Annotated in this window: 15 protein-coding genes; 8 read left to right on the top strand and 7 right to left on the bottom strand. The window is 61.1% G+C overall.

The genetic code is table 11. The features are described from left to right. Positions 1-74 precede the first annotated feature (74 nt). The 3 genes from N2A98_RS19105 to N2A98_RS19095 are packed head-to-tail and all read right to left on the bottom strand — an operon-like array spanning position 75 to position 2,383. Positions 75-638, bottom strand: a complete 564-nt coding sequence (locus tag N2A98_RS19105; RefSeq protein ID WP_014719428.1) for a peptidylprolyl isomerase A — start codon at positions 636-638, stop codon at positions 75-77. 3 nt (positions 639-641) lie between these two features. Next, a complete protein-coding gene (locus N2A98_RS19100; RefSeq protein WP_047711538.1) occupies positions 642-1,445 on the bottom strand; it encodes an alpha/beta hydrolase in 804 nt (267 codons plus the stop codon). Positions 1,446-1,459: 14 nt separating this feature from the next. Next, entirely contained in the window at positions 1,460-2,383 is a 924-nt protein-coding gene (locus N2A98_RS19095; RefSeq protein ID WP_003193120.1) for a LysR family transcriptional regulator, read from the bottom strand. Positions 2,384-2,432: 49 nt separating this feature from the next. Between N2A98_RS19095 and N2A98_RS19090 the strand changes: the two genes are divergently transcribed. The 3 genes from N2A98_RS19090 to N2A98_RS19080 all read left to right on the top strand — a co-directional run bounded on the left by N2A98_RS19090 (position 2,433) and on the right by N2A98_RS19080 (position 4,571). Then, complete coding sequence (locus tag N2A98_RS19090) at positions 2,433-2,747, top strand: 3-phosphoglycerate kinase (RefSeq protein ID WP_044275036.1); 315 nt, start codon at positions 2,433-2,435, stop codon at positions 2,745-2,747. A 151-nt stretch (positions 2,748-2,898) separates the two neighbouring features. Then, entirely contained in the window at positions 2,899-3,498 is a 600-nt protein-coding gene (locus tag N2A98_RS19085) for an FMN-dependent NADH-azoreductase (protein WP_044275035.1), read from the top strand. A 203-nt stretch (positions 3,499-3,701) separates the two neighbouring features. Next, a complete protein-coding gene (locus N2A98_RS19080; RefSeq protein ID WP_003193117.1) occupies positions 3,702-4,571 on the top strand; it encodes a carboxylate/amino acid/amine transporter in 870 nt (289 codons plus the stop codon). Here N2A98_RS19080 and N2A98_RS19075 read toward each other — a convergent pair. Together N2A98_RS19075 and N2A98_RS19070 are read right to left on the bottom strand one after the other, a co-directional pair. Continuing rightward, entirely contained in the window at positions 4,528-5,556 is a 1,029-nt protein-coding gene (locus N2A98_RS19075; protein WP_275622505.1) for an NADP-dependent oxidoreductase, read from the bottom strand. The genes N2A98_RS19080 and N2A98_RS19075 overlap by 44 nt on opposite strands. Before the next feature lie 61 nt (positions 5,557-5,617). Further along, positions 5,618-6,406 carry an SDR family oxidoreductase gene (locus N2A98_RS19070; RefSeq protein ID WP_047711536.1) on the bottom strand — a complete coding sequence of 263 codons (789 nt, stop codon included), beginning with the start codon at positions 6,404-6,406 and terminating at the stop codon, positions 5,618-5,620. Between the two features lie 125 nt (positions 6,407-6,531). Between N2A98_RS19070 and N2A98_RS19065 the strand changes: the two genes are divergently transcribed. Next, a complete protein-coding gene (locus tag N2A98_RS19065; protein ID WP_032895860.1) occupies positions 6,532-7,098 on the top strand; it encodes a TetR/AcrR family transcriptional regulator in 567 nt (188 codons plus the stop codon). A gap of 16 nt (positions 7,099-7,114) precedes the next feature. On the opposite strand, the gene N2A98_RS19060 is transcribed toward N2A98_RS19065, so the two are convergent. After that, positions 7,115-8,407 carry a mechanosensitive ion channel family protein gene (locus N2A98_RS19060; RefSeq protein WP_275622504.1) on the bottom strand — a complete coding sequence of 431 codons (1,293 nt, stop codon included), beginning with the start codon at positions 8,405-8,407 and terminating at the stop codon, positions 7,115-7,117. Positions 8,408-8,599: 192 nt separating this feature from the next. On the opposite strand from N2A98_RS19060, the gene N2A98_RS19055 reads away from it, so the two are divergent. Next, on the top strand, positions 8,600-9,946 hold the full coding sequence (locus N2A98_RS19055; RefSeq protein WP_003193110.1) for a DEAD/DEAH box helicase: 1,347 nt from the start codon (positions 8,600-8,602) through the stop codon (positions 9,944-9,946). Positions 9,947-9,993: 47 nt separating this feature from the next. Here the strand turns inward: N2A98_RS19055 and N2A98_RS19050 are convergent, their stop codons facing one another. Then, the gene (locus N2A98_RS19050) at positions 9,994-10,269 is read right to left on the bottom strand and encodes a hypothetical protein (protein ID WP_044275027.1); all 276 of its coding nucleotides are present in this window, start codon (positions 10,267-10,269) and stop codon (positions 9,994-9,996) included. 153 nt (positions 10,270-10,422) lie between these two features. Between N2A98_RS19050 and N2A98_RS19045 the strand changes: the two genes are divergently transcribed. From N2A98_RS19045 to N2A98_RS19035, 3 genes are all read left to right on the top strand, one after another. Then, positions 10,423-10,812 (top strand): hypothetical protein, encoded by a 390-nt coding sequence (locus N2A98_RS19045; RefSeq protein WP_044275025.1) that lies wholly within the window; start codon positions 10,423-10,425, stop codon positions 10,810-10,812. A 126-nt stretch (positions 10,813-10,938) separates the two neighbouring features. Then, on the top strand, positions 10,939-12,651 hold the full coding sequence (locus tag N2A98_RS19040; RefSeq protein WP_275622503.1) for a copper resistance system multicopper oxidase: 1,713 nt from the start codon (positions 10,939-10,941) through the stop codon (positions 12,649-12,651). A gap of 10 nt (positions 12,652-12,661) precedes the next feature. Next, complete coding sequence (locus N2A98_RS19035; RefSeq protein ID WP_275622502.1) at positions 12,662-13,489, top strand: copper resistance protein B; 828 nt, start codon at positions 12,662-12,664, stop codon at positions 13,487-13,489.

Here is a 13,489-nt window from a genome sequence, read left to right as displayed (position 1 = left end):
ACGCCCGCCGGGCGGGCTCTCCTTTCAAAGGTGCACGGTGCCGTGCGGGCACCGCGCAAAGCTGCCTGCAGACCTCAGTCGATGCGCTTGGCCGACTTGATGATCACAGGATCGATAGGCACGTTCTGCATGCCTTGCTTGGTGGTGGTCTGGGAGTTGACGATGATGTCGACCACGTCCATGCCCTTGACCACTTTGGCGAACACGGCATAACCGGCATCGCGGCCCGGGTCGAGGAAGGCATTGTCAGCCACGTTGATGAAGAATTGGCTGGTGGCCGAGTTCGGGTCATTGGTGCGAGCCATGGACAAGGTGCCACGCACGTTATGCAGGCCATTGCTGGCTTCGTTCTTGATCGGTGCTTCGGTCGGCTTTTGCGACATTTGCTGGGTGAACCCGCCGCCCTGAACCATGAAGCCCGGGATCACGCGGTGAAAGATCGTGTTGGTGTAGAAGCCCTTGTCGACATAGGCCAGGAAGTTCTTGGTGCTGATCGGCGCCTTGACCGGGTCCAGTTCGATTTCAATCTGGCCGTTGGTGGTGTCGAGCAACACGTGTGGCGCCTTGGCCGGCTCAGCCGCCATCAGGTTGGCAGCGAACAAGGCGGAACCGGCAAAGAAGGCGATTTTTTTCAGCATGGGTCAGTGATCCTGGGTAGTGGTTTCGACGGTCTTTAGAAAATCGAGCAAGGTCGCGTTAAAGACCTCGGGTTGGTCCAAGGGCGTGGCATGGCGGGAATCTTCGATGACCACCAGTCGCGCATCGGGCAGCAGTTTTACATAGATTTCTTTCTGCGCCACGGGGGTGTAGTCATGGTCGGCGCTGATGACCAGGGTTGGACAGGCAATTCTCGACAGTTGTTCCTGCACGCCCCAGCCCACAATGGCGTCGAAGCTGGCGAGATAAGCACGTTTGTCGTTGCTTGCCCAGCGCTCGGCCATCTTGCGGCGCAGGTCGGCCTGCTCAGGTTTGGGGAACAGCCGATCGCCCAAGGCCTTGCCGATGGTGCCCAGGCTGAGCACGCGGGCCAGGGTCCAGCGTTTGGCCCACTGCCAATAGTCATCGGCACTGCGCACCTTGACCTCAGGCGCGCTGTTGACGATGCACAGGCTCTTGACCCGCAGGGGTTCATCCACCGCCAGTTGGAAGGCGATCATGCCGCCCATGGATAAACCCACCACGTGGGCCGCTGGCAGGTCGAGGTGTTCGATCAGCGCGATCAGGTCGAAGGTAAACCCTTTGATGCTGTAGCGCTCTCGGGGTTTGTCCGAGCGACCATGGCCGCGCACGTCAACCACGATCAGGCGGTAGTGCCGGGCGAGTACCGGTATTTGCAGTTCCCAATCCTGGCTGCTGGAGCCCAGGCCGTGGATCAGGATCAGCGGGTTGCCATGACCATATTCTTCGTAATGCAGGCTGCAGCCTTCATGGTCGAACCAGGCCATGGGTGAACTCCGTTTCAGGCTTGTTGGGGAGCGGCAAAGGGCGCGTCCAGGGGAGCGGTGTCAAAGGTGCGCAGCAATTCCACGAGGATCTGCGTGGCGGGCCCCAGGGGTTTGTCTTTGTTGGAGTACAGGTAAAACGTCGGGTTGCGACTGCCGCCTTTTTCCAGGGGAAGCTGCTTGAGCACGCCTTCCTTGAGTTCGCGCTCGATCATGTGCCGGGGCAGCCAGGCAAAGCCCAGGCCGCTGCCGACGAAGGTGGCCGCGGTCGCGAGGCTGCCAACGGTCCAGCGCTGTTCGGCGCCGAGCCAGCCGACGTCGCGCGGTTGCTGGCGGCCGGAGTCACGGATCACCACCTGCATCTGGCTTTCAAGGTCGTGGAAACTCAGCTCACGGTTGAGGCGATGCAGCGAGTGATCGGGGTGGGCCACGGCGACGAACTCCACATCGCTCATTTCCGTGCCCAGGTAGCCTGGGATGATAAACCCGCAAATGGCCAGGTCCGCCATGCCGTCGAGCAGCAACTCTTCGACCCCGGACAGCACCTCTTCGCGCAGGCGCACCCGGCAGCCACGGCTTTGCGGCATAAAAGCGGTTAACGCGCGAACCAGACGTGCGCTGGGGTAGGCGGCATCCACCACCAGGCGCACTTCGGCTTCCCAGCCCTGTTCCATGTGATGGGCGAGGTCTTCCAGTTGGCTGGCGTTTTTCACCAGTTGGCGAGAGCGGCGCAGCAGCACCTCACCGGCCTCGGTCAGCACCGCCTTGCGCCCGTCGATGCGCAGCAGCGGGACGCCGAGTTGGTCCTGCATGCGCGCCACGGTGTAGCTCACCGAAGATTGCGAACGGTGCAGCGCTTCGGCGGCTTGGGCAAAGCCGCCATGGTCGACCACGGCTTGCAAGGTGCGCCATTGATCGAGGGTAACGCGGGGCGCTTTCAAGATGAGCTCCTCTTGTCCTAAGCTGGCGGTCCTTATTGGAGACTGCCGAATGAGAAAATTGTGTTGTGTGTTGCTGGCGCTGCTGCCGATGAGCGCGTTTGCCTATCCTATCGACGTGACGAAAAAGATCGATGGCGTCAGCATTGATTACACCGCGTCCGATGTGGACGCAGACATCAGTTCGATTCAGCTAAGCAACTACGGCACCCAGGATGCTGTGTGTTCGGTAACCTTCACCAACGGCCCGGAATCGCCACGCCGTCGTACCGTGACCGTGCCTGCTGGCAAAAACACTAACACCACGGTCAAGTTCAACCGCGCCATCATCAAGATGCGTATTGCCCTGGACTGCGCGCCAAAATAAAGCACCAGCGGGGCATGCCCACAGGAATACTCCGCATATAAACAAATTTCTAGATGGGTTGTAGCAGTTTTTTGCGCTTTTTTATCGAATGGGCCCTGGTTAACCTTCTCTCCATCGACTTACAGCAATTACCGATGGAGCCTACGAAGCCATGTCCAATGTTCTGATCATCGAAAGCAGTGCGCGCCAGCAGGATTCCATTTCCCGCCAGCTCACCCAACAGTTCATCAGCCAATGGCAAGTCGCCCATCCGGCAGACCACATCACCGTGCGCGACGTTGCGCTCAATCCGGTCCCCCACCTGGATGCCAACCTGCTGGGCGGCTGGATGAAGCCGGCGGAGCAGCGTAACGACGACGAACAGGTGTCCCTGGACCGCTCCAACGAGTTGACTGACGAACTGCTGGCCGCCGACGTGTTGGTGATGGCCGCGCCGATGTACAACTTCGCCATCCCCAGCACCCTCAAAGCCTGGCTGGATCACGTGTTGCGGGCCGGTGTGACCTTCAAGTACACCGCTACCGGGCCCCAGGGTTTGTTGACCGGCAAGCGCGCCATCGTGCTCACCGCGCGCGGCGGTATCCACACGGGTGCTACCTCGGATCATCAGGAACCGTACCTGCGCCAGGTCATGGCATTTATCGGCATTCATGACGTCACCTTCATTCACGCCGAAGGCGTCAACCTGGGCGGCGACTTCCAGGAGAAGGGCGTCAATCACGCCAAGGCACTGCTGGCCCAGGTGGCCTGAGGCGTTAATCGTCAGATAATCCCGTGCTGCTTATATAGCCCCACGCAAACCCTTCAAGTACGCGTATCGAACCTCCCTTTGCACTTTTTGCTCCTGAGTGCTCCTGCCCGACTGCCGCTTTAGCGAGGTCGGGTTTTTTTTGCGCCGAGTTTCTTCAAGCCCCAAAAAGCTTTAATGTCGCGCCCATTCGAAATGAGGCGCGCATGGGCTATCTACTGGTTGTCACCCTGATTCAGGCATTTTCCTTCAGCTTGATTGGCGAATACCTCGCCGGTCACGTCGACAGCTACTTTGCCGTGCTGGTGCGTGTGGTGCTGGCCGGGCTGATCTTTATTCCGCTGACGCGCTGGCGCTCGGTGGAGCCCGCGTTCATGCGCGGCATGTTGGTGATCGGCGCATTGCAGTTCGGCGTGACCTACGTATGCCTGTACCTGAGCTTTCGCGTGTTGACGGTGCCGGAAGTGCTGCTGTTCACCATCCTCACACCGCTGCATGTGACGCTGATCGAGGACGCGCTTAATCGCCGCTTCAATCCCTGGGCGCTGGTGGCGGCCCTGGTGGCGGTGGGTGGTGCGGCGGTGATTCGTTTCGATCAGATCACCCCGCACTTTTTGATGGGGTTCTTGCTCCTGCAATTGGCCAACTTCACCTACGCCGCCGGGCAAGTCATGTACAAGCACCTGGTGGCGCGTTATCCCAGTGACCAGCCGCACTTTCGGCGTTTCGGTTATTTCTATCTGGGCGCCTTGTTGGTGGTGTTGCCGGCGTTCCTGCTGTTCGGCAAAGCTGACTTCCTGCCGCAAGCGCCACTGCAATGGGGCGTACTGGTGTTCCTCGGGTTGGTCAGCACCGCGCTGGGCATGTACTGGTGGAACAAGGGCGCCTGCCTGGTCAATGGCGGCACCCTGGCGGTGATGAACAACCTGCATGTGCCGGTGGGGTTGCTGCTGAACCTGCTGATCTGGAACCAGCACGAGCCGCTGGGCCGTTTGGCCCTGGGCGGTCTGGTGATTCTGGGGGCGGTGTGGATCAGCCGGCTGGGTGTGCGTCGGGCGGTGCCGTCGCCATTGTGATCACCACCTTGCCTTTGGCGCGGCCTTGTTCGACATAGTCCAGGGCCGCCGCCGTGGATTCGAAAGGAAAGGTACGGTCGATGACCGGCCGGATAATCCCGGACTCAACCAACGCGGTGATTTCATCCAGTTGGGCGCCACTGGCACGCATGAACACAAAGTCATAGCTCACGCCTTGCTTGCGTGCTTTCCTGCGGATACCGCTGCTCAACACACCCATGACCAGGCCTAATACCCATGGCAGGTTCTGGGCGCGGGCGAAGGCGGGCGTCGGCGGCCCGGAGATGGAGATGAGTTGACCGCCGGGCTTGAGAATCTTCAGTGACTTGGCCAGCGCATCCGCGCCTAGGCTGTTGAGCACCACATCGTAATCTCGCAGCACGGCCTCGAAGGCTTGCTGTTTATAGTCGATCACCACATCCGCCCCCAACGCCTTGACCCACTCCACATTGGCGGTGCTGGTGGTGGTCGCGACAAAAGCGCCCAAATGCTTGGCCAGTTGGATGGCGATACTGCCCACCCCGCCTGAGCCCGCATGAATGAACACCTTCTGGCCTTTCTTCAGTTTCGCGGTTTCCACCAGCACCTGCCACGCCGTCAGCGCGACCAGGGGCAGGGACGCGGCTTGTTCCATGTTGATATTCGTGGGTTTGCGCGCCAGTGCGTCTTCGCGCACGGCAATCAACTCGGCGAAGGTGCCGATACGCTGCTGGGGCGGGCGGGCGTAGACTTCGTCCCCCGGCTTGAAGCGTCGTACCGCCGCGCCGACGCTGAGCACCACGCCGGCCAGGTCATTGCCCAGTGTCAACGGCAACGCATAGGGCAGGATCAGTTTGAATTCGCCTTTGGCGATCTTTGCATCCAGCACATTGACGCTGCTGGCCCGCACCTGAACCAGCACGTCGTGCTCACCCACGACAGGCGCGGGGGCCTCGATGAGGCGGCCGGGCTGCTTGCCGTACCGCTCGATGGAAAATGCCTTCATGGTTCAACGCTCGTTGCTTTAATGAGAAGGGCAGGCGCGGAGCACGCCTGCTACCGGTTGATCAGGCGTTGGCCAGATAACGCTCAGCAACCTGAGACTGCTTGATCTGCGTCAGCAGGCCTTGTCGCGCAGCTTGCAACGCATCCCAGCGGGCGCCGTCCTGCAACGGCGGAATGGTCACCGGCTCGCGGCGATCGAAACCCACCAACGCCGCGTCCACCAGATCGCCCACTTCCATCACGTCCGTGAGGGTGTTGATATCAATGCCCGCACGTTCCCAGATCTCGGTACGTGTGGCGGCGGGCAGCACGGCTTGCACGTACACGCCTTTGGGCGCCAGTTCCAGGCTCATGCCCTGGGACAGGAACAGCACGAACGCCTTGGTCGCGCCGTAGACCGTCATGCCGAATTCCGGGGCCAGGCCCACTACCGAGCCAATGTTGATGATAGCGCCGTTGCCCGCTGCCGCCAGGCGCGGGGCGATGGCACTGGCCAGGCGTACCAGCGCGGTGGTGTTAAGGGCGACCAACTGCGCGACGCTGTCGGTGGATTGTTCGATAAAACCGCCGGACTGCGCGGCGCCGGCATTGTTGACCAGGGTGCCAATGCTGGCGTCATCGCGCAGGCGCGCTTCAACCACTGCCAGGTCCGCGCTCTGGGTCAGGTCGGCCGGGAGGATATCAATGCTGACGGCGTGGTGTTCACGCAGTCGGGCGGCGAGCGCTTCCAGGCGCGTGACGTCACGGGCGACCAGTACGAGGTCGTGGCCGCGTGCGGCAAAGCGTTCGGCGTAGGCGGCGCCAATGCCGGTCGAAGCGCCAGTGATCAGAACGGTGTTGGAAGTGCTCATGGTGTGATGCTCTGTGAGTGCGAGGAGGTTTTATGATGTCGATCATAATCAAAGCTGTCAACGGTTTTGATTATGATCGACATCATAGTAATATGCCTATCTCGCAAGCTGGCAGGACCACTGACATGAAGATCACCAAGGCGCAGTCACAGAACAATCGGGCTCATATCGTCGCGACAGCTTCCGAGTTGTTCCGTGAGCGGGGTTTCGATGGGGTGGGCGTGGCCGAGTTGATGGCCGCGGCCGGGTTTACCCAAGGCGGCTTTTACAAGCACTTCGGTTCCAAGGCGGACCTGATGGCGGAAGCAGCCGCCAACAGCCTGGCGCAGTCACTGGCCGACAGCGCAGAGATGGAGGTGGAGCAGTTTTTCGAGGTTTACCTGTCCAGGCAGCACCGCGATCATCGCGGCGGCGGATGCACCTTGGCGGCGTTGTGTGCCGATGCTGCCCGTCAATCGGACACGCTGAAGGCGACCTTCGCCGAGGGTTTGGAAAATACCCTGCAGGCCTTGGAAGCAAAATACAGCGCGGCTCATGACGGGCCACAGGAAGACGTGCGGGCGAAAATGCTCGACAGCATGGCCCATGCCATCGGCGCAATCATGCTGTCGCGGGCGTGCCCGGACGATTCCGCCCTGGCCGATGAAGTGCTTGAGGTGTGCCGCAAGGAGATTACGGCATCACTGCCGTAATCCCGTTCGCATCACCTTATGCCGTTTCGGCGACGGGCACCGGCATGGCCCCAGCCAACGCCGGCAGCACGCCGGCGCGCAGGTCATTGCCACTCGGCTGCTGATACAGGCTCAGCCCGAACTCCGGCAACACGGCCAATAGATAATCGAAGATATCCCCCTGGATCCGCTCGTAATCGCCCCACGCCGTGGTGCGGGTAAAGCAGTAGATCTCCAGCGGCACGCCCTGGGCGGCGGTTTGCATCTGGCGCACCATGCAGGTCATGTTCGGCTGGATGTCCGGGTGGCTTTGCAGGTACGCCAGGGCGTAGGCGCGGAAGGTGCCGAGGTTGGTCATGCGCCGACGGTTGGCCGACAGTTGCGCGCTGTGGCCCTGGGCCTCGTTCCAGGCCTTGAGTTCGGCCTGTTTGCGGCTGATATAGCCGCTGAGCAGGTGTACCTGGGTCATGCGCACTTCTTCCTCATCGTTCAGGAAACGCACGCCGCTGGCGTCGATGTACAGGCTGCGTTTGATACGGCGCCCACCGGAGGCCTGCATGCCACGCCAGTTTTTGAACGACTCGGACATCAGGCGCCAGGTGGGGATGGAAACGATGGTCTTGTCGAAGTTCTGCACCTTCACCGTGTGCAGCGTTATATCCACCACATCACCATCGGCGCCGACCTGAGGCATTTCGATCCAGTCACCCACGCGCAGCATGTCGTTGCTGGTCAATTGCACGCTGGCGACGAACGACAGCAGGGTGTCCTTGTACACCAACAGAATTACCGCCGACATCGCACCCAGGCCTGACAGCAGCAACAGCGGCGAGCGGTCGATCAGGGTGGCGACGATGATGATCGCGCCAAACACGAACAGCACCATTTTCGCCAGTTGCACATAGCCCTTGATCGAGCGGGTGCGTGCGTGTTCGGTGCGTGCGTAGATATCCAGCAGCGCGTTGAGCAGGGCGCTAATCGCCAGCACCATGAACAGAATGCTGATCGCCAAGGCCACGTTGCCGATGAACAGGATGGCGGTCTTGCTCAGGTCCGGCACCAGGTACAGGCCGAACTGGACCACCAGCGACGGCGTCATTTGCGCCAGGCGATGAAAGACTTTGTTGTGCCGCAGGTCGTTCAGCCAGTGCAGGGCCGGTTGCCGGCCGAGCAATTTGACCGCGTGCAAGATGAGGTAACGGGCGACCCGTCCCACCACCAATGCCACCACCAGCAACACCAGCAAGCCGAGGCTGGAATGCAGGACCGGGTGTTCATCGAGGGTGCCCCAAAGGTCTTTGACGTTGAGCCAGAGCTGTTTGATATCCATGAGTGAACCGATTCTTCTTTAAGACAACACGGGGCGATTAGAGCATTTAAGTGCAACAAAGTTGACGCCCTGGACAAAATCGCTGACAAAAAAGCAGCTGATTAGCCCCGTTCGCGTAAAGAAACTCGGTTTGGGCGCCCGAAACCGGTAACCTATGCAGCTGATATTTTGTATTTCTTCGAGGTAGCACCCGTGTTTTCCCAATTCGCCCTGCACGAACGCCTGCTCAAAGCCGTGGCCGAGCTTAAATTTGTCGAGCCTACGCCTGTGCAAGCAGCGGCCATCCCGCTCGCGCTGCAAGGGCGTGACCTGCGGGTGACGGCGCAAACCGGCAGCGGCAAGACCGCCGCTTTCGTCCTGCCGGTGCTCAACCGCCTGATCGGCCCGGCCAAGGTGCGCGTCAGCATCAAGACCCTGATCCTGCTGCCGACCCGCGAGCTGGCCCAGCAGACCCTCAAGGAAGTCGAGCGCTTCTCGCAGTTCACCTTCATCAAGTCCGGCATCATTACCGGTGGCGAAGACTTCAAGGTCCAGGCCGCCATGCTGCGCAAGGTGCCGGATATTCTGATCGGCACCCCAGGGCGCATGATCGAGCAGCTCAACGCTGGCAACCTTGACCTCAAGGAAGTCGAAGTACTGGTGCTCGACGAAGCCGACCGCATGCTCGACATGGGCTTTGCCGATGATGTGCAACGTCTGGTCGGCGAGTGCGTCAACCGCCAGCAGACCATGCTGTTCTCCGCCACCACCGGTGGTTCGACCCTGCGCGACATGGTCGCCAAGGTGCTGAACAACCCTGAGCACTTGCAGGTCAACAACGTCAGCGACCTGAACGCCACCACGCGCCAGCAAATCGTTACCGCTGACCATAACGTGCACAAAGAACAGATCCTGAACTGGTTGCTGGCCAACGAGACCTACCAGAAGGCCATCGTGTTCACCAACACCCGTGCCGCCGCCGACCGTATCTACGGGCGCCTGGTTGCGCAGGAATACAAGGCGTTCGTGCTGCACGGCGAGAAAGACCAGAAGGACCGCAAGCTGGCCATCGACCGCCTCAAGGCGGGCGGCGTGAAGATCCTGGTGGCCACCGACGTTGCCGCACGCGGCCTCGACGTGGACGGCCTGGACCTGGTGATCAACTTCGACATGCCACGCAGCGGCGACGAATACGTGCACCGTATCGGCCGTACCGGCCGGGCCGGCAACGATGGCCTGGCCATCTCGCTGATCTGCCACGGCGACTGGAACCTGATGTCGAGCATCGAACGCTACCTGAAGCAGTCGTTCGAGCGCCGCACCATCAAGGAAGTCAAAGGCACGTACACCGGGCCGAAGAAGGTCAAGGCGTCGGGCAAGGCCGTTGGCGTGAAGAAGAAAAAGACCGACGCCAAGGGCGACAAGAAGAAAACCGGCGCCAAGTCGCCGACCAAGCGCAAGATCGCCAACCGGCCGAAGACCGACAACCTGTCGCTCGTCAGCAAGGACGGCATGGCCCCGCTCAAGCGCCGCAAGCCAGAAGCTCCGGCTGCCGAATAAGCAGGCGGGCATAAAAAAACCGGACGATGTCCGGTTTTTTTTCGCCATCAGTTTTTGGTTTTGGCGGCCGCTTCCTTGAGCTCTTTGAGCCGCGCATCGATCAACTGGCACTTGTCGGGAAACTCGGCGCTTTCGGTATCCAGGTCCATTTTCTGCAACTGGTCATTCATCTCCTTGGCCTTGGTCGGGTTCTGCTCTGTGAGCTTGGTCACTTGCTTGGCGAGTTCTTCGCGCTTGGCGGTGGCCTCCTCGGGCGTGCAGGCCCAGGCGGGCAGGGCGCTTAGCAGCGTGGCGGCGAGAGTCAGCTTCATCAAGGTTTTCATGGTCGGACTTCCTTGGCAGTGATGTGCAGTTGAGGTGGCGAACCTCTGGAAAGTTCAGAGAAATGACGCCCGTCCGTTCGGTTGAACGGCCAGTGCCAGGACGTGTCACTCCCTTAGACGGGCTAACTCCATCGGCCTGCAGGAGGAATCAGGATGAAGGCTTACAATTGGGATCTGATCGAACGTCTGCTGCATGAAGTGCAGAACGGCGAGGGCAGCTTTGCCCCGCGCAAATACGCCGAGCAGGAAGCGGCCGAGAAGGCGACGGCCGGCGAGGACACTGGCAACCTGGATGCGCTGAAGAAGACCGCTGCCGATTACGAGGCGCTGCTGTTCAAGCGTGGCTTTATCGAGTCGCGGCCGGAAGAAGAGGGCGGCAATGGCGAGAACTTCATCCTGACGGCGCTGGGTGCGCAATTGCTGGCGCTGATCGACAGCTCGATTCCGGGCAATGATCATCCGCGCCAGGTGTTGGATGAGCAGGCTGACGCGCTTGATCCGGCAACCTTCGCTGAAGTGGCCTCCAAAGCCCAGATCGCCTGATCCTCTTATGCCCCGGCGCCCCCGAGGGTGCCGGGTGAACCTGTCGAATCGGTAATCTGCCGCTAAGGTTGCTGACAGCCGGCGACTTCTAATCTGCTGCCATTCAACTCACGGACTTGAATCGGCATGCACTCCACAACCTCCAGACGCACATTCGTCAAAGGCCTGGCCGCAGGCGGCCTGCTGGGCGGGCTCGGGCTTTGGCGCCCGCCGGTGTGGGCACTGACCAGCCCCGGCCAGCCCACGGTACTCGCCGGCAGCGAATTTGACCTGTTTATTGACCAGACCCCCGTCAACCTGACCGGCCGTGCGCGCACCGCGTTGACCGTCAACGGCAGCCTGCCCGGCCCGCTGTTGCGCTGGCGCGAAGGCGACACCGTGACCCTGCGCGTGAAAAACCGCCTCGGGGAGCCCACCTCGATCCACTGGCACGGCATCCTGCTGCCATCGACCATGGACGGCGTGCCCGGCCTGAGCTTCAAGGGCATCGAGCCGGGCGGCCTTTACGTCTACCAGTTCAAGGTCAAACAGCACGGCACTTACTGGTATCACAGCCATTCCGGGCTTCAGGAACAGCAGGGCGTGTATGGTCCGCTGGTCATCGACCCCAAGGAGCCCGAGCCGTATGCCTACCAGCGCGACTACGTGGTGATGCTGTCGGACTGGACCGACGAAGACCCCGTCGCCCTGATGAAGACCCTCAAAAAGCAGTCCGATTACTACAACCTGCACAAACCCACCCTGGGCGATTTCATCCGGGATGTGGGCGAGCAGGGCTGGTCGGCCACGGTTGCCGACCGGCTGATGTGGGCACAAATGAAGATGAACCCCACCGACCTTGCGGACGTCAGCGGCGAGACCTACACCTACTTGCTCAACGGCCAGCCGCCTGGGCAGAACTGGACCGCGGTGTTCAAACCGGGAGAAAAGATTCGCCTGCGCTTTATCAATGGCTCGGCGATGACCTATTTCGATGTGCGTATTCCCGGGTTGAAGATGACCGTGATCGCCGCGGATGGGCAGCCGGTGAAGCCGGTGAGCGTCGATGAATTCCGTATCGCCGTGGCGGAAACCTACGATGTGCTGGTCGAGCCCGTAGCAGACGCCTACACCCTGTTTGCCCAGTCCATGGACCGCACAGGGTTTGCTCGTGGCACCCTTGCCAGGCAGCAGGGCGCGACGGCGCCGGTACCGTCGCTGGATCCGCGCCCGTGGCTGACCATGGACGATATGGGCATGGGCGGCATGGACCACGGCGCGATGGCCGATATGCCAGGCATGGAAGGCATGGATCACAGTGCCATGGGCATGGCGATGCAGAACCACCCCGCCAGCGAGCAGAACAACCCGCTGGTGGACATGCAAGCGATGAACCCGGTGCCCAAGCTGGACGACCCTGGAATCGGCCTGCGCAACAACGGCCGCCGGGTGCTCACCTATGCCGACCTGCGCAGTACCTTCGAAGACCCCGATGGCCGCGCCCCCTCGCGCACGCTTGAATTGCACCTCACCGGGCATATGGAGAAGTTCGCCTGGTCGTTCAATGGCGTGAAGTTTTCCGATGCCGAACCCCTGCAACTGACCTACGGCGAGCGCGTGCGGTTGGTGTTGGTCAACGACACCATGATGGCCCACCCGATTCACCTGCATGGCTTATGGAGCGACCTGGAGGACGAAAACGGCCAGTTCCAGGTGCGCAAACATACGATCGACATGCCACCGGGCTCCCGTCGCAGTTACCGCGTCACCGCCGATGCCCTGGGGCGCTGGGCCTATCACTGCCACCTGCTGTACCACATGGAAATGGGCATGTTCCGTGAGGTGCGCGTGCATGAATAAGGAAGCGAGCATGAACCGTTGTGTTCTACCCGTTTGCATCGCCTTCGCCGCGCTGGGGTTCGCCCCATGGGCGTTGGCGGCCGAGGATGAATTTCAGGGCATGAGCCCGGCGACGCCAGCGCTGACCGAAAGCCTTACGCCGATTCCGGCGCTGACCGACGCAGACCGTGCAGCGGTCTACAACGCGCCGGGAGGGCATCAGGTGCACGACAGCGGCGTGAACTCGATGCTGCTGATCAACCAGTTGGAATGGCAGGGCGGCGACGGCAACGCGCAGAGTTGGGACATCAAGGGTTGGGTCGGCGGTGATATCGACCGGTTGTGGCTACGCAGTGAAGGCGAGCGCAGCGCCGGCCGCACTGAAAGCGCCGAAGCCCAAGCGTTATGGGGGCATGCCATCAGTCCGTGGTGGGACCTGGTCGGCGGCGTGCGCCAGGACTTCAAACCCGGCGACAGCCAGACCTGGGCGGCCTTTGGCCTACAAGGCATGGCGCTCTACAACTTCGAGGCCGAAGCCACGTTGTTTGTTGGCGAATCGGGGCATACCGCGGCACGCTTGGAAGGTGACTACGACATCCTGCTCACCAACCGCCTGATCCTGCAGCCTACCGCAGAACTCAATTTCTATGCGCAGAACGATCCGCAACGCGGTATCGGTTCGGGCTTGTCAGAAAGTGAACTGGGCCTGCGCTTGCGCTACGAAATTCGCCGGGAGTTTGCGCCCTACGTTGGGGTCAGTTGGAATCGGGCTTATGGCCAGACCGCGCAATATGCACGGGACGAAGACGAGGACATTCACCAACTGCGCTGGGTAGTTGGCGTGCGCCTGTGGTTCTGA

Origin of the sequence: Pseudomonas sp. FJ2-5-13 (genome assembly GCF_029201605.1) — a bacterium.
In the GTDB taxonomy this organism is placed as follows: Bacteria; Pseudomonadota; Gammaproteobacteria; order Pseudomonadales; family Pseudomonadaceae; genus Aquipseudomonas; species Aquipseudomonas lactis.
This window is presented reverse-complemented; position numbering and strand designations above follow the sequence as displayed.

Bases quoted from the DNA above. Each gene is read 5' to 3' on its own strand.
- N2A98_RS19080 (WP_003193117.1), top strand. From the start codon at position 3,702: ATGGGCTATCTACTGGTTGTCACCCTGATTCAGGCATTTTCCTTCAGC.
- N2A98_RS19040 (WP_275622503.1), top strand. From the start codon at position 10,939: ATGCACTCCACAACCTCCAGACGCACATTCGTCAAAGGCCTGGCCGCA.
- N2A98_RS19065 (WP_032895860.1), top strand. From the start codon at position 6,532: ATGAAGATCACCAAGGCGCAGTCACAGAACAATCGGGCTCATATCGTC.
- N2A98_RS19100 (WP_047711538.1), bottom strand. From the start codon at position 1,445: ATGGCCTGGTTCGACCATGAAGGCTGCAGCCTGCATTACGAAGAATAT.
- N2A98_RS19035 (WP_275622502.1), top strand. From the start codon at position 12,662: ATGAACCGTTGTGTTCTACCCGTTTGCATCGCCTTCGCCGCGCTGGGG.
- N2A98_RS19090 (WP_044275036.1), top strand. From the start codon at position 2,433: ATGAGAAAATTGTGTTGTGTGTTGCTGGCGCTGCTGCCGATGAGCGCG.
- N2A98_RS19085 (WP_044275035.1), top strand. From the start codon at position 2,899: ATGTCCAATGTTCTGATCATCGAAAGCAGTGCGCGCCAGCAGGATTCC.
- N2A98_RS19070 (WP_047711536.1), bottom strand. From the start codon at position 6,406: ATGAGCACTTCCAACACCGTTCTGATCACTGGCGCTTCGACCGGCATT.
- N2A98_RS19075 (WP_275622505.1), bottom strand. From the start codon at position 5,556: ATGAAGGCATTTTCCATCGAGCGGTACGGCAAGCAGCCCGGCCGCCTC.
- N2A98_RS19060 (WP_275622504.1), bottom strand. From the start codon at position 8,407: ATGGATATCAAACAGCTCTGGCTCAACGTCAAAGACCTTTGGGGCACC.
- N2A98_RS19050 (WP_044275027.1), bottom strand. From the start codon at position 10,269: ATGAAAACCTTGATGAAGCTGACTCTCGCCGCCACGCTGCTAAGCGCC.
- N2A98_RS19045 (WP_044275025.1), top strand. From the start codon at position 10,423: ATGAAGGCTTACAATTGGGATCTGATCGAACGTCTGCTGCATGAAGTG.
- N2A98_RS19105 (WP_014719428.1), bottom strand. From the start codon at position 638: ATGCTGAAAAAAATCGCCTTCTTTGCCGGTTCCGCCTTGTTCGCTGCC.